The sequence below is a fragment of the Mesorhizobium sp. WSM4871 genome (assembly GCF_055811295.1).
The window spans coordinates 37,382-52,597 of the sequence record NZ_JBVVPU010000022.1 but is presented as its reverse complement, the minus strand read 5'-3'; the positions used below and the strand labels follow the sequence as shown (position 1 = coordinate 52,597).

General features: G+C 64.1%; 13 protein-coding genes. 9 read left to right on the top strand and 4 right to left on the bottom strand.

All coding sequences use genetic code 11. The features are described 5' to 3' along the window. The first annotated feature begins 224 nt into the window (after positions 1–224). The 4 genes from AC0L2H_RS30435 to glcF all read left to right on the top strand — a co-directional run bounded on the left by AC0L2H_RS30435 (position 225) and on the right by glcF (position 4,905). Positions 225–1,721 (top strand): FAD-linked oxidase C-terminal domain-containing protein, encoded by a 1,497-nt coding sequence (locus tag AC0L2H_RS30435; RefSeq protein WP_473593466.1) that lies wholly within the window; start codon positions 225–227, stop codon positions 1,719–1,721. 200 nt (positions 1,722–1,921) lie between these two features. Next, a complete protein-coding gene (locus AC0L2H_RS30430) occupies positions 1,922–3,178 on the top strand; it encodes an FAD-binding protein (protein WP_473593465.1) in 1,257 nt (418 codons plus the stop codon). After that, on the top strand, positions 3,175–3,570 hold the full coding sequence (locus tag AC0L2H_RS30425; protein WP_473593464.1) for a DUF4870 family protein: 396 nt from the start codon (positions 3,175–3,177) through the stop codon (positions 3,568–3,570). Before AC0L2H_RS30430 ends, AC0L2H_RS30425 begins: the two co-directional genes overlap by 4 nt. A 9-nt stretch (positions 3,571–3,579) precedes the next feature. After that, entirely contained in the window at positions 3,580–4,905 is a 1,326-nt protein-coding gene (gene glcF / locus AC0L2H_RS30420) for a glycolate oxidase subunit GlcF (protein WP_473593463.1), read from the top strand. Positions 4,906–5,070: 165 nt separating this feature from the next. Here glcF and AC0L2H_RS30415 read toward each other — a convergent pair whose 3' ends face one another. Together AC0L2H_RS30415 and AC0L2H_RS30410 are read right to left on the bottom strand one after the other, a co-directional pair. Continuing rightward, entirely contained in the window at positions 5,071–5,991 is a 921-nt protein-coding gene (locus AC0L2H_RS30415) for a bifunctional 5,10-methylenetetrahydrofolate dehydrogenase/5,10-methenyltetrahydrofolate cyclohydrolase (protein ID WP_473593462.1), read from the bottom strand. Between the two features lie 258 nt (positions 5,992–6,249). Further along, the gene (locus AC0L2H_RS30410; RefSeq protein ID WP_473593461.1) at positions 6,250–6,990 is read right to left on the bottom strand and encodes a L,D-transpeptidase; all 741 of its coding nucleotides are present in this window, start codon (positions 6,988–6,990) and stop codon (positions 6,250–6,252) included. 205 nt (positions 6,991–7,195) lie between these two features. Between AC0L2H_RS30410 and AC0L2H_RS30405 the strand changes: the two genes are divergently transcribed. Then, positions 7,196–7,834, top strand: coding sequence for a DNA-3-methyladenine glycosylase I (locus AC0L2H_RS30405; RefSeq protein ID WP_473593460.1), 639 nt, complete (start codon positions 7,196–7,198; stop codon positions 7,832–7,834). Positions 7,835–7,879: 45 nt separating this feature from the next. Here the strand turns inward: AC0L2H_RS30405 and AC0L2H_RS30400 are convergent, their stop codons facing one another. After that, positions 7,880–8,077, bottom strand: coding sequence for a hypothetical protein (locus AC0L2H_RS30400; RefSeq protein WP_473593459.1), 198 nt, complete (start codon positions 8,075–8,077; stop codon positions 7,880–7,882). A gap of 300 nt (positions 8,078–8,377) precedes the next feature. Between AC0L2H_RS30400 and hisS the strand changes: the two genes are divergently transcribed. From hisS to AC0L2H_RS30380, 4 genes are all read left to right on the top strand, one after another. Next, positions 8,378–9,907 (top strand): histidine--tRNA ligase, encoded by a 1,530-nt coding sequence (gene hisS / locus AC0L2H_RS30395; RefSeq protein WP_473593468.1) that lies wholly within the window; start codon positions 8,378–8,380, stop codon positions 9,905–9,907. 178 nt (positions 9,908–10,085) lie between these two features. Further along, positions 10,086–11,207: an ATP phosphoribosyltransferase regulatory subunit gene (locus AC0L2H_RS30390; RefSeq protein ID WP_473593458.1), complete on the top strand. Its 1,122-nt coding sequence runs from the start codon at positions 10,086–10,088 to the stop codon at positions 11,205–11,207. Next, positions 11,204–11,902 (top strand): ATP phosphoribosyltransferase, encoded by a 699-nt coding sequence (gene hisG / locus AC0L2H_RS30385; RefSeq protein WP_473593457.1) that lies wholly within the window; start codon positions 11,204–11,206, stop codon positions 11,900–11,902. The genes AC0L2H_RS30390 and hisG overlap by 4 nt, the downstream gene beginning before the upstream one ends. Positions 11,903–12,132: 230 nt before the next feature. Beyond that, complete coding sequence (locus AC0L2H_RS30380) at positions 12,133–13,905, top strand: AMP-binding protein (protein WP_473593456.1); 1,773 nt, start codon at positions 12,133–12,135, stop codon at positions 13,903–13,905. Between the two features lie 68 nt (positions 13,906–13,973). Here the strand turns inward: AC0L2H_RS30380 and AC0L2H_RS30375 are convergent, their stop codons facing one another. Then, entirely contained in the window at positions 13,974–14,864 is an 891-nt protein-coding gene (locus tag AC0L2H_RS30375; protein ID WP_473593455.1) for a lipid kinase, read from the bottom strand. Positions 14,865–15,216: the final 352 nt, after the last annotated feature.

The window sequence follows — 15,216 nt, the reverse complement described above, 5'->3', positions numbered from 1 at the left end:
AGCGTTCCCTCCCCCTTGTGGGGAGGGTTAGGGTGGGGGTCCTCTTCACAAAAAATCCATCTGCGATTGCCCTGCCCTCAAGGGGGGAGAAATCGCAGCAGCGGCAGATTGCCGCTGCGGAAGCTGCCCCGGCACTGGTTCCCGTTTTTCGTCCAAAGCAGGATTTGCAACAGACGCTTGTCGCTGGTAAAACATTTTTACCAGTCGAGCGAAGGAGGCTGCTGATGTCCGGCCTTGCCATGCCGAAGCCAGACGATGCCACGATGCGCCGGCGCGGCGAGATCGTCGCCGACATGCGCATCATCGTGCCGGGCGAGGGCGTCGTCGATGCCGCCAATTCAATGCGCGCCTTCGAGAGCGACGGGCTTACCGCCTATCGGCAATTGCCGCTGGTCGTGGTGCTGCCGGAAACGGTGGCGCAGGTCTCGCGCGTGCTGAAATACTGCAACGACCGCAATATCCGCGTCGTGCCGCGCGGTTCCGGCACGTCCCTGTCCGGTGGCGCGCTGCCGCTCGAGGATGCGGTGCTTCTGGTCATGAGCCGGTTCAATCGTATCCTCGAGATCGACTTTCCCAATCGCATCGTCGTTGCCCAGCCGGGCGTCACCAATCTCGGCATCACCACCGCCGTCGAGCAGGAGGGCTTCTACTACGCCCCCGATCCATCCTCCCAGATCGCCTGCTCGATCGGCGGCAATGTCGCGGAAAATTCCGGCGGCGTGCACTGCCTGAAATACGGCCTCACCGCCAACAATGTTCTCGGCATCGAGATGGTGCTGATGAATGGCGAAGTGGTGCGCCTCGGCGGCAGCCATCTCGACTGCGAAGGCTACGACCTGCTCGGCGTGATGACCGGTTCCGAAGGCCTGCTCGGCGTCGTCACCGAGGTCACCGTGCGCATCCTGAAGAAGCCGGAGACGGCGCGCGCGCTGCTGATCGGCTTCCCGACCAGCGAACAGGGTGGCCAATGCGTCGCCGACATCATCGGCGCCGGCATCATCCCGGGCGGCATGGAGATGATGGACCGCCCGGCGATCCACGCGGCGGAGGATTTCGTCCATGCCGGCTATCCCCTGGATGTCGAGGCGCTGCTGATTGTCGAGCTCGACGGGCCGGGCGTCGAGGTCGATCATCTGATCGGCCTTGTCGAGGCCATCGCCTACCGGAACGGCTCGACCACCTGCCGCATCTCGCAGTCGGAGCAGGAGCGGCTGAGCTTCTGGGCCGGCCGCAAGGCCGCCTTCCCGGCGGTCGGCCGCATCTCGCCCGACTATTACTGCATGGACGGCACCATCCCGCGCAAGGAACTGCCGCGCGTGCTCGCCGGCATGCGCGAACTCTCGGAGAAATATGGCCTGGGCGTCGCCAATGTCTTCCATGCCGGCGACGGCAATCTGCATCCGCTGATCCTCTACGACGCCAACGTGCCGGGCGAACTCGACAAGGCCGAGAGCTTCGGCGCCGACATCTTGCGGCTTTGCGTCAAGGTCGGCGGCGTGCTGACGGGCGAGCACGGGGTCGGAGTCGAAAAGCGCGACCTGATGCCGGAAATGTTCAACCAGATCGACCTCGACCAGCAGATGCGCGTCAAATGCGCCTTCGATCCCAACCATCTTTTGAATCCCGGCAAGGTGTTTCCGCAATTGAGGCGATGCGCCGAACTCGGGCGGATGCACGTGCATCGGGGTCAGGTGGCGTTTCCGGATATTCCGAGGTTTTGAGTGGGTACGCTGGCGCTTGAACACCCCCCTCTGTCCTGCCGGACATCTCCCCCTCAAGGGGGGAGATTGGCAGCTTGCGCGCCTCGCTCATTCCTCGAGGTTGAAGATTGGCGATACCCAATGCGACATTCGATCTCCCCCCTAGAGGGGGAGATGTCCGGCAGGACAGAGGGGGGCGCGAAGGAACGCGACGTATCGCCATGACCACCTTCACCCCCTCCACCGCAGCCGAAACCCTGTCCACCGTCGCCTGGGCGGCAGCCGAAGAATCCCCGCTGGAAATCCTCGGCCATGGCTCCAAGCGCGGCATCGGCCGTCCGCAGCAGAGCGAGCATACGCTCGATGTCTCCAAACTCTCCGGCGTCACGCTCTACGAACCCGCCGAGCTGGTGCTGTCGGCCAAGGCGGGCACGCCGCTGGCCGAGATCGAAAGCCTGCTTGCCGAAAACGGCCAGCAGCTTGCGTTCGAACCAATGGACTATGGCCCACTGCTCGGCGGTATCAAGGGAAAAGGCACCATCGGCGGTGTGCTTGCCGCGAACCTTTCCGGCCCGCGCCGGCTGAAGGCGGGCGCCGCGCGCGACCACATCCTCGGCATCTCGGCGGTTGCCGGCCGTGGCGAAGCCTTCAAATCCGGCGGCCGCGTCGTCAAGAACGTCACCGGCTACGATTTGTCCAAGCTGATGGCCAACAGCTGGGGCACGCTGGCCGTGTTCACCGACGTCACCTTCAAGGTGCTGCCGGCGGCCGAGACCGAAGTCACGCTCGCCATCCGCGGCTTGCTCGACGACCATGCAGCAGCCGCGATGGCGCTGGCGCTTGGTTCCAGCGCCGAAGTATCGAGCGCCGCGCACCTTCCCGAACGCGTCGCGGCGCGGGTTGCTGGCGGCAATCTCGGCAGCGATGCGGCGACGCTGCTGCGCGTCGAGGGTTTCGGGCCGTCGGTTGCCTACCGCATCGCCTCGCTGAAGGACCTGCTCCGCAATGCCGGCCCGCTGGAGGAGATTGCGGGCGAAGCCTCGCATTCCATCTGGCGTGATGTCAGGGATTGCGCCCCATTCGCCGATGGTACGGAAAAACCGGTGTGGCGCGTCTCCATGGCGCCGTCACAAGGCCACCAGATGGTGCTGGCGCTGCGCATGCAGGCGGCGGTCGACGCCTTCTACGACTGGCAGGGCGGGCTGATCTGGTTGCGCATGGAGCATGGCGACCCCGAGGCCGGCCTGCTGCGCGGGTTGATCAGAAAACATGGCGGCGGCCACGCGACGCTGGTGCGGGCTGCCCCGTCGCATCGTGCCTCCGTGCCGGTGTTCGAACCGCAGGCGCCGCATCTGGCGGCTCTGGCTGCAAGGCTGAAGCAGGAGTTCGACCCGAAGGCGATCCTCAACCCCGGCCGTATGGCGCCGGGTGCCGGCTCTGCTACTCTCGGTCCTTTAACCGAGGGAGGTTCATCATGAGCGACATCAATTCCGGCCAGGGCGACAAGCCCACACCGCGCCAGACCGACCGCTGGCTGGAGCCCGGCCCGACCAATGCGCTGGTCATCTACATCCTCTACCTCGCCAGCCTGGTCATCGGCATCACCGGTATTGTCGGCATCGTGCTGGCCTATATCAACCGCGGCAAATCAGGCGGCTTCGTCGAGAGCCACTACACCTTCCTGATCCGCACCTTCTGGATCGGCCTGCTCTATGCGCTGATCTCGGTGGTGCTGATGATGGCGGTGGTCGGCATCGTGCTGATGTTCGCCGTCGGCGTCTGGTTCATCGCCCGCTGCATTCTCGGCATCCAAGCACTGCAGCGCGGCGAGCCGGTCAAGAACCCGGAAAGCTGGTTTCTCGGGCAATAGGATTTTTGCGTGCAGACCAATTTCTCCCCCGCCCAGCTTGCCGATCCGCATGTCGCGGAATCGGAAAAAATCCTGCGCAAATGCGTGCATTGCGGCTTCTGCACCGCCACCTGCCCGACCTATGTGACGCTCGGCAACGAGCTGGATTCGCCGCGCGGACGCATCTACCTGATCAAGGACATGCTGGAGAACGGCCGGCCGGCCGACAAGGAGATCGTCACCCATATCGACCGCTGCCTGTCCTGCCTCGCCTGCATGACCACCTGCCCGTCGGGCGTCAACTACATGCATCTGGTCGACCACGCTCGCGCCCATATCGAGGAGACCTACAGGCGCCCGCTGCTCGACCGCCTGACGCGCGCCGTGCTGGCCTTCGTGCTGCCTTATCCCTCGCGCTTCCGCGCCGCGCTGAAACTGGCGAAGCTGGGCAAGCCATTCATCGGCCTGTTCGGAAAGATTCCGGCGCTGAAGCCGCTGGGCGCGATGCTCAAGCTCGCGCCGGCTTCGATCCCGGCCGCCTCGCCGATGGCTTCTCCGGGCATCCATGCCGGGAAGGGGACAAAAAAAGGCCGGGTCGCGATCCTCACCGGCTGTGCACAATCCGTGCTCGATCCCGCCATCAACGACACGACGATTGCGCTGCTGATGCGGCTCGGCGTCGAGGTGGTCGTGCCCCAAGGCGAGGCCTGCTGCGGCGCGCTGGTGCATCACATGGGGCGGGAGGAAGCGGCCCTTGCCTCGGCGAGGCGCAATGTCGATGCCTGGACGCGCGCCATCGAGAACGGTGGGCTGGATGCCATCGTCATCACCGCATCGGGCTGCGGCACCACCATCAAGGATTACGGCTTCATGCTGCGCCTCGACCCGGCCTATGCGCAAAAGGCGGCGCGAGTCTCAACGCTCGCCAAGGACATCACGGAGTATCTGGCAAGCCTCGATCTGCCGGAACCGGTGCGCAAGCCCGGCACCATCGTTGCCTATCATTCCGCCTGCTCGATGCAGCACGGCCAGAAGATCACCCGCCAGCCGAAAGAGTTGCTGGCCAGGGCCGGCTTCGTCGTGCGCGAGCCGCGCGAGGGGCATCTGTGCTGCGGCTCGGCCGGCACGTACAACATCCTGCAATCCGAGATTTCGGCAAAGCTGCGCGACCGCAAGGTGAAAAACATCGAAGCCACGGGCGCGCAAATCGTCGCCACCGGCAATATCGGCTGCATCACCCAGATCGCCTCGGCCGCTAAGCTTCCGGTGGTACACACGATAAAATTGCTCGACTGGGCCTATGGCGGCCCGAAGCCGGAAGGCGTGCCGGAGGAAAGGTTGGTCGCTGCGGAGTGACCAGACAGTCGTGGGCGCCAGCCCCCTCATCCGGCCGCTTCGCGGCCACCTTCTCCCCGCTGGGGAGAAGAAGTTGACGCCGGCGCCGAAAGTCTCCTCTCCCCTCGGGGAGAGGTCAGCCGAGCGAAGCGGAGGCTGGGTGAGGGGGCTGGCGCCGCCCTGCGCCTACTCCGCCGCGAGCTTGTCCACCACACCGTAGGTCGCCTGGTAAAGCGCGCGCTGGCGGCTGAGCGCCACCATCGTGTTGCGCAGCAGGATCGCCACGGTGAGCGGGCCGACGCCGCCCGGCACCGGCGTGATCCAGGAGGCCACTTCCTTGACGCTGTCGGTATCGACATCGCCGACGATGCGGCTTTCGCCGTCCGGCCCGATTTCCGAATTGATGCCGATATCGATGACGGCCGCGCCCGGCTTGACCATGTCGGCCTTGATCAATCGGGGCCGGCCGACAGCGACGAACAGCGCGTCGGCGCGGCGCGCATGCGCTGCCACCGAGCGCGTCATGTGATGGCAGACGGTTACGGTCGCGCCCTCGCTCATCAGCAGGAAGGCGATCGGCTTGCCGACGATTTCGGAATGGCCGACGATGACGACCTCGAGCCCTTTGAGATCGAGGCCGGTCTCCTTCAGCAGTTCCACCGAAGCGGCCGCCGTGCAGGGGGCAAGATCGAGCTGGTTGTAGACGATGTTGCCGATCGAGGCCGGATGCATGCCCTCGACATCCTTCAGCGGATGCACCGCCGCCTGCAACGTCCTGATCGGGATATGCGCCGGCACCGGCCGCTGGATGATGATGCCGGTGACGCGCGGATCGGCGTTCAGCCCATGGATCGCCGCTTCCAGTTCGCCGGCGGTGATGTCGGCGGGAAACCGCCGCTCCTCAAAGGCGATGCCGGCCAGCGCCGCCTTGGCGCGCTGGTTGCGGACATAGACGTCCACAGCGGCAGTGTCGCCGACGGTGATCGACACAAGTTTGGGCGGAAAACCTTCGGCGGTCGCAATCGCCGCGTCCTCGCGCACGGCGGCGATGATGCGTTGGGCGACCGGGCCGCCCTTGAGATAGCGGCTGTCGTCGGGCAGGGACATGAATGTCTGGCCTTTGTCTGAGAGCGTTGCCGCCGACATAGCAAAGGAGCGGGCAAAAGGCAGCGGGAAAAGCGAACCGCTATGCCTCGCGTGCGACCTGCCGGCGCGCCTTGCTTCACCATCATCCAGAAACGAAAAGGGCAGCGCGGTTTCCCGTGCTGCCCTTTCGTGACTGACCGTATCCCCACACGGCCCGTCCCCCGTTATCCCTATTCCAGAAATCTTCTGGACAGAATCACCAGTAAAAGCAACTGGAGATTACATCACCACAACCGTGGTGCCAACATTGACCCGCTCATAAAGGTCGACGACGTCCTCGTTGCGCATGCGGATGCAGCCCGATGACACCGCGCCGCCGATCGTCCAGGGCTGGTTGGTCCCGTGGATGCGGTAGAGCGTCGAGCCGAGATAAAGCGCGCGTGCGCCGAGCGGGTTCTCGACGCCGCCGGCGACATAGGTCGGCAGATAACGGCCCTTGGCGGCCTCGCGCGTGATCATCTCCGCCGGCGGCCGCCATTCGGGCCAGACCTTCTTCTGCGAGATCTTGTGCTTGCCGGCCCATTCGAAGCCCGGCTTGCCGGTGCCGACGCCATAGCGCCGCGCCTTGCCCCCCTTCTCGACCAGATAGAGGAAATTCTGCGTCGTATCGATGACGATCGTGCCCGGCTTCTGCCCGCCGTCATAGGCGACTTCCTGCGGCAGGTAGAGCGGGTTGATCTGCGGCCGCGCGACCATGCGCCTGGCCGGCGCCTGCACGGCCGCCGTGCGCAGCCGATCGGGTTGCGCTTGCCGCTGATAGCGCCGCTGCGGCTGCACCTCTTGCCGGCTTTGCCGCACGATGCCCGGGGCGTGGCCGAGCTGCAGCACCCAGGGCGCCGAAAGGTCTGGGCTCACCACCACCGGCGGCCGGTCGGCATAGCGGTCATTGGCGCTGGAGGCGGTGACGCCGGCGGCAAGCATGGCCGCGGCGCCGAACAGGGAAAACAACACTGACTTCATCGGAACGCACCTTGATCGTCGAACACGCGGGGAAAGCCCCCGATGGCGCGAGCATTGGCGCGAAGCCGCAACCGAAACATGAATCGGAATGCGTAAAATGCCGCTTTGTCAGTAAACCTTTCGGTGTGGTTACCGGCCGGTTCAGGAATCTGGTAAAGCCGCGGTAAAAGCCATGCAAAGCCCATTAACGAACGGATTCTTAGCGATGGAAAATGAAAACACAGGCCTGCTCGCCGGCCCCGACGGCGTGACACGCTGCTTCTGGCACGGCAATCTGCCGGACTATCTGCACTACCACGACCATGAATGGGGCCGTCCTGTCACCGATGACCGCAGGCTGTTCGAAAAGATCTGCCTCGAAGGCTTTCAGTCGGGCCTGTCTTGGCTGACCATATTGCGCAAGCGCGAGAATTTCCGCGCGGCCTTCGCCGGGTTCGATTTCGACAAGATCGCCGCCTTCACCGACAAGGATGTCGAGCGCCTGCTCGGCGATGCCGGCATCGTCCGCCACCGCGGCAAGATCGTCTCGACCATAAACAACGCCAAACGCGCCCGCGAAATGGTCGATGAATTCGGCTCGCTCGCCGCCTGGTTCTGGAAGTTCGAACCGGGCCCCGACGAGCGGCCGGCAATCGTCGACCTCGCCCATCTGCGCGCCAACCCGACCACGGCGGTCTCGGTGCGCATTTCGAAGGAGTTGAAAAAACGCGGCTGGAGCTTTGTCGGCCCGACCACCGTCTACGCCTTCATGCAGGCGATGGGGCTGGTCAACGACCATCTCGAGGGCTGCGCCTGCCGGGCGCCGGTGGAGAAGGAGCGCAAGGCGTTCAAGCGGCCGAAATAAGCTTCCTTTGCTTTCTCCCAAAGCGGAGAAAGTCAGGTCGCACAGTCAAACGCCGCTGGCGCCCGCGAGAAAGAGCCCGGCGACGATCGCCGCCACCGTGGCAAGGGCCGGATAGATCACCAGCAGGCCGGTCATCAGCGCATCGCGCATGGTCGGGCCCTTACGTTCAGCATCGGCGTCGAACGGACCCGCGGGCAACGCGCGGGCAGAGCTGTCGATGTCTGTTCCTTGTGCCGTGGTCATGGCCCCGAACCCCTTGTTTCGGCGTGCTTATCGGCTCTGATTGTGTCGGCACGATGCCGCGTTGGTGGCGGAATTGTTTCATTTTCGGCGTGGTTTGTTTCGGAATGCCTAAGTGTTTCGAAATTACTAATCGTAGCTACTGGCCTTTACGTCTTCAGCCGCTCGGCGGGGCGTTTGCAGGACCACTGGACTATTCCCGTCTGCCAGAAGAGTTGCCAACCCTTGCCGCACCAAGCCGCATCGGTTAGGAAACGCGCGCTCACAACAAGTCAGTTTTTACCCAGCAAAAAGACCCATCCCATGGCCGACAAATCGGAAAAGACCAAAGCGCGGCTGCCGCGCGGCTTTGCCGACCGCAGCGCCGACGATATCCGCGCCGTCGAGAAGATGATGGCGACGATCCGCTCGGTCTACGAGCTTTACGGCTTCGAGCCGGTCGAGCAGCCGCTGATCGAATACACCGACGCGCTGGGCAAATTCCTGCCCGACCAGGACCGGCCGAACGAAGGCGTGTTCTCCTTCCAGGACGATGACGACCAGTGGCTGTCGCTGCGCTACGACCTGACGGCGCCGACGGCGCGTTTCGTCGCCGAGAATTACGAGCGCCTGCCGAAACCCTATCGCAGCTACCGCTCCGGCTGGGTGTTCCGCAACGAGAAGCCCGGCCCCGGCCGGTTCCGCCAGTTCATGCAGTTCGATGCCGACACGATAGGTACGGCAAGCATGGCTTCAGACGCTGAGATGACCATGATGATGGCTGACGTCATGGAGGCGTTGGGAATTCCTCGCGGGCAATATATGATCCGTGTGAACAATCGAAAAATCTTGGACGGAGTGCTCGATGCTGCTCGAGTGCCGGAAGAGAAGCGTCTTACCGTGCTTCGTGCGCTCGATAAGCGGGACAAGATCGGAGAAGAAGGAGTGAAACTTCTCCTAGGCGCTGGTCGCCGAGATGAGAGCGGTGATTTCACGAAAGGGGCAAATCTGGATGATCGGGCTATTCGATACGTTATTGCAGTCACACAGGCTTCGACGATCAACGATCTAAAGAATCGGCTTGATCAAATTACCGTAGAAACTGGCGGGGTGCCCGATCCCCAGGGCGGAATGTCTCATCTCCCATATGATGATGCCATTAATAACATGGTTGATGAATTCGTGCCGTTGATCCGCGCCGCCGGTTACGAAGATCGAGTTCAGATCGATTTTTCCGTCGTCCGCGGCCTCGAATACTACACCGGCCCGGTCTTCGAGGCCGAGCTGCTGGCCGAGATCCCCAATGAGGACGGCCAGATCGTTCGCTTCGGCTCCGTTGGCGGTGGTGGTCGCTATGACGGCCTTGTCTCGCGCTTCCGTGGCGAGCCGGTCCCGGCGACCGGCTTTTCCATCGGCGTCTCCAGGCTGATGACTGCGCTCAAGAACCTCGGCAAGCTCGACACGTCGGATGTCATCGCGCCGGTTGTCGTGCTCGCCATGGACAAGGACACGGAAAGCCTCGGCCGCTACCAGAAGATGGTCAGCGAGCTGCGCGCCGCCGGCATCCGCTCCGAAATGTATCTCGGTGGCGCCGGCATGAAGGCGCAGCTCAAATATGCCGACCGTCGCGGCAGCCCCGTCGCCATCATCCAGGGCGGCGACGAGCGCGCCAAGGGCGAGGTGCAGATCAAGGACCTGATCGAAGGCGCGCGCATGTCGGCCGAGATAGCGGACAACGCCGAATGGCGCGCTGCAAGGCCGGCGCAGGTGACGGTGGCGGAGAGCGAGCTGGTCGGTGAAGTACGCAAAATACTCGCGGCGCAGGCGGCCGACAGAGCAAAGGGTGGCGCGTGAACACCCCCCTCTGGCCTGCCGGCCATCTCCCCCTCAAGGGGGGAGATTGGCAGCTTCGCCGACGGCACCTCCCTTGCAACCTTGAAAGCTGGGTGACGGCGGCGACGAGACTAATCTCCCCCCTTGAGGGGGAGATGGCCGGCAGGCCAGAGGGGGGTGCCTCGCGCCTCGCTTTCCAATGACCTCCCGCTACCCTGCCATATCAGCCGACATCGCCAGCCTCTTTGCCGCGCGCAACACCCATGCCGTCGAGGTCGCAGTGCTGCAGCCGGCCGATCCATTCCTCGACATGGCCGGCGAGGATCTGCGTCGCCGCATCTTTCTCACCGAAAGCGAGACGGGCAAGACGCTGTGCCTGCGGCCAGAATTCACCATTCCCGTCTGCCTCGACCACATAAGCTCGCAGGCCGGCACGCCGCGCCGCTATTCCTATCTCGGCGAGGTCTTCCGCCAGCGCCGCGAAGGCGGCAACGAGTTTTTCCAGGCCGGCATCGAGGATCTCGGCGACCGCGACACGGCCGCCGCCGACGCCCGCTCGTTGGCCGATGCGCATGCTTTGCTGTCGCTGGTGCTGCCGGACCAGGCCCTGACGATCACGCTGGGCGACCAGACCATTTTCGAGGCGGTGCTGGCGGCACTCGGCCTGCCGCGTGGCTGGCGCATGCGGTTGGCGCGGGCCTTCGGTTCGGCGCCGATGCTGGAGGCGGCATTGGCTGACCTCGCCAATCCGCCGCGCAATGGCCAGCTCTCGGGCGCGGTCGCGTCGCTTGTGCTGGACGGTGACCTGGAAGGCCTGTCGGCGCATATCGCCGGCGGCATGGAGGAGGCCGGGCTGTCGGCATCGGCCGGGCGTTCGCCCACCGATATTGCCCGGCGGCTGATCGAGAAGGCGGAACTGCGCAGCGTCAGGCTGTCGAACGAGGCGTTTTCGGCGCTGAAAACCTTTCTGGCGATCGACGTGCCGCTTGACAGTGCGGCCCAGGCGCTCGAAGCCTTTGCATCGGATGCCGGCCTTTCACTCGGCGCGGCGCTGGAGAATTTCGCCGCCCGCGCCGGCGCGATCGCAGCACACGGCCTGCCGGCCGAAAAAATCCGCTACGACGCCGCCTTCGGCCGTCCGCTCGATTACTACACCGGCCTCGTCTTCGAGATCGCGGCTGAGGGTGGCGAGCGGCCACTGGCCGGCGGCGGCCGTTACGATCGCCTGCTGACGCTGCTCGGCGCGAAGACGCCGATCCCCGGCGTCGGCTTTTCCGTCTGGCTCGACCGCATCGAGGCGCTGCGGAAGAGGGCGCCATGATCACGCTGGCGATCCCGTCGAAAGGCCGGCTCAAGGAGCAGGCGCTGGAGGTGCTGGCCAGAGCCGGGCTTGCGGTCAACCTGCCCGGCGACGAGCGCAAATACCGCGCCCGCATCGAAGGCGTCGAGAGCATCGAGGTGGCGTTCCTGTCGGCGTCCGAAATCGCCGGCGAAATCGGGCAGGGGACGGTCGATCTCGGCATCACCGGCGAGGACCTGTTGCGCGAGACCCTTGCCGACTGGGAGACGCGTGCCGAGATCGTTGCCCGCCTCGGCTTCGGCAATGCCGATGTGGTGGTGGCGGTGCCCGATATCTGGCTCGATGTCGACAGCATGGCCGATCTCGACGACGTCGCCGCCGATTTCCGCCAGCGCCACGGCAGGCGACTCAGGATCGCCACCAAATACTGGCGGCTGACCCAGCAATTCTTTTCGCAAAAGCACGGCATCCAGGTCTACCGCATCGTCGAGAGCCTTGGCGCCACCGAGGGTGCGCCGGCGGCGGGCCTGGCCGATGTCATCGTCGACATCACCACGACCGGCTCGACGCTGCGCGCCAATCATCTGAAGGTGCTGGGTGACGGCTTCGTCCTGCGGTCCGAGGCCTGTCTCGTGGCTTCGAGGAAGACGCGTGCGGCCGCCGACGAGGCGGTCTTGCGCGACATCGCGGCCAAAATGGCATCGGTGGAGAGATAGGTTGGCCTGAACCATAGCATGTTGTTCTTGCTTTGTGCCGGCAGTTATGGTAGAGATTTCGGCATGGTGCTGATTTGCGCCCGAGGATCCGCCCGCCGAGGCGGTTTTTTTATTTCAGGTCCCGGCGGTTGCCTGCGCGACTTGAGTTCGAAACCCTGCCCACTACCATCGATGGGATTTCCACCACCTTGCCGGGCTGATAGGTTCGGCCGTCTGCGGAGGAGACGGCGATGCCGATCAATCTCGACGAGTTGAAGAATGCCACCAACCTGCGCGGTCGCGGCCCGCGCAATGGCGCAACTTTCGTCGCGCCGCTCGACGGCAGGGCGCATGTTTCGGGCGAGCGCGCGGTGCCGCTGCTCAACCAGACGATTCCGGCGCTGTTTTCCGACACTGTCAGCAAATACGGCACGCTCGATGCCGCCGTTTTCGTCGCCCAGGACAAGCGTTTCACCTGGAGCGAGCTGTCGGACACGGTGGACGCGCTGGCCGCCGGTTTCCTGGCGCTCGGCCTGGAGAAAGGCGACCGCGTCGGCATCTGGTCGCCCAACCGCTGGGAGTGGCTGGTGACGCAGTTCGCCACCGCCCGCATCGGCCTGATCCTGGTCAACATCAACCCGGCCTACCGGCTGACCGAGCTGGACTATGCGCTGAACAAGGTCGCTTGCAAGGCGCTGGTCACGGCTGCCCAATTCAAGACGTCCGATTATCTCGGCATGATCGAGACGCTGGCGCCGGAGATCGCCAAAGCCACGCCGGGCAAGCTCAAGGCGCAAAGATTGCCGGCGCTGGAAATCGTCATCCGCATGGGCGAGGAGAATTCGCCCGGCATGTTCAATTTCGCCGACGTGCTGGCGATGGCCGGGCGCGACGAGCATGACAGCCTCGACCGCATCTCCGAGGGACTGAAGCCCGGCGAGGCCATCAACATCCAGTTCACCTCAGGCACGACGGGCGCGCCCAAGGGTGCCACGCTAACCCATGCCAACATCGTCAACAACGGCAATTTCGTCACCTCGGCGATCAGGCTCACCGCCGATGACAGGCTGTGTATTCCGGTGCCGCTCTACCATTGCTTCGGCATGTCGATGGGAACGATGGGCTGTGTCACCAAGGGCGCGACCATGGTGTTCCCAGGCGAGGGCTTCGACGCCGGCGCCACGCTGAAGGCGGTGGCGCAGGAGCGCTGCACCGGCCTCTATGGCGTACCGACGATGTTCGTCGGTCTGCTCGACCATCCGGATTTCGCCTCGTTCGATCTCACCAGCCTCAGGACCGGCATCATGGCCGGCTCGCCCTGTCCGATCGAGGTGATGAAGAAGGTGGTGTCGCTGATGCATATGGCGGAGGTGACCATCGCCTACGGCATGACCGAGACAAGCCCGGTGTCGTTCCAGAGCGGCGTCGACGATCCGCTGGAAAAGCGCGTCTCGACGGTCGGGCGCATCCATCCCCATGTCGAGGTCAAGGCCATCGACGCCGAGGGCGCAACCGTCGCGGTCGGCGCGCCGGGCGAGCTCTGCACGCGCGGTTATTCCGTGATGAAAGGCTATTGGGACGACACTGAGAAAACCCATGAGGCGATCGACAGCGACGGCTGGATGCATACCGGCGACCTCGCCACCATCGACGCCGAGGGCTACTGCAACATCGTCGGCCGGGTCAAGGACATGGTCATCCGCGGCGGCGAGAACGTCTATCCGCGCGAGGTCGAGGAATTCCTCTATCGCCATCCCAAGGTGAAGGAAGTGCAGGTGTTCGGCATTCCAGATCCGAAATATGGCGAGGAGCTCTGCGCCTGGATCGTGCTCAAGCCCGGCCAGGTCGCCACCGCTGAGGAGATCAAGGCCTTCTGCACCGGCCAGATCGCCCACTACAAGATCCCGCGCTACATCCGCTTCCGCACGGAACTGCCGATGACGGTGACCGGCAAGCCGCAGAAGTTTTTGATGCGTGAGGCGATGGCCGAGGAACTCGGGCTGGTGGCGCAGAAGACGGCGTAAGCGGCGGGCGCTACGCCAACCGCCCATGCCGGGGCATCGTGTCTGCGGAGCATGAGGACGACGTCATTCTACGGCGCGACAGGCGCGAAGACCGAGATCGCCTTTGGGTGGACCTTGAAATGCGCCGGGGTCGAGGTGACGATCTCGCCATCGGTGTTCACCGGCATCGGCTCGTTCGTCTCGATGTCGAACTCAACACATCGGGCCGTCCGGACCTCGCTCCAGGCGCCATGTGTTCCCGAGCGGAACGAGCGCAGCATCAGCGCAAGCTTCCAGAGATTCGTCATTTCGAGGCTGTAGAGGTCGAGATGCCCGTCATCGATCTCCGCCGTCTCCTCCACGATGACGCCTCCGCCATAGTGTCGGCCGTTCCCTACGGCGATCTGGTAGGTCTTGGCTTCGATCGTCGCACCTTTTTCTGTGATTCTCGCTTCGAACGGGGCGGCACCGGTCAGCACCTTGAGGGCGGCCAAAGCATAGCCCAGCCTGCCGAAACGCTTCTTCAGCGCCGGGTCAAGCCCATGCGCAAGCTTGCTGCTGAGGCCGATGCTCGCAACGTTGAAAAAGGCATGGCCATTAACCGTGCCGACGTCGATCAGGCGTGTTCCGCCTCGCACGATCACGTCGGCGGCCCGCAGCAAGTCGGTCGGAATGTTAAGTGTGCGAGCGAGGTCGTTCGCCGTTCCCATCGGAATGATGCCCATCGGCAAACCGCTTTCCATTACCGCGACCGCCGCTGAAGACACCGACCCGTCGCCGCCGCACACAATCACAAGGTTGGCGATGTGGTGCAGCCGGACGATATCGCGTGCGATTTCTGGCAGCGCTTCGAACGTCTCGACGGTGACGGAAAGGCCGCCGGCCTCCAGCCGCTGGACAACGGGCGCGATCGACTCCTGGCCGCGCCGCGCCTTGGGATTGAGCACGAGCAATGCGCGTCTTTTGGTGGATACATTCATTCGGAACCCGGTCGCAATTTCACGGCAACGCACATAGGATGGCTCGCTGCCGACTTCCACCGCGATCGGCCCTGATCCGTTCTAATTAGACTTTCCGCTCATCCCGATGAGGTTTGGGATGGGCCAACCCATTGGCAAACGGGAAAGCTTCGCATTTAAAGATGTTGCGCTGAAAGCGGCCAAAATTGCGATGCCACCTATTCCATACGTCCTGCGTGACTGAGGCGCCGTTCGCTGACCGGCGACGCGATCGAGCGCGGCGCGCCGGCTGAAATCAGCGACCACGGACATTGTGGCCAGCACGAGAACGAACTGCCCCTGAACAGTCAGGTCATCGATTTCGAACGACGAA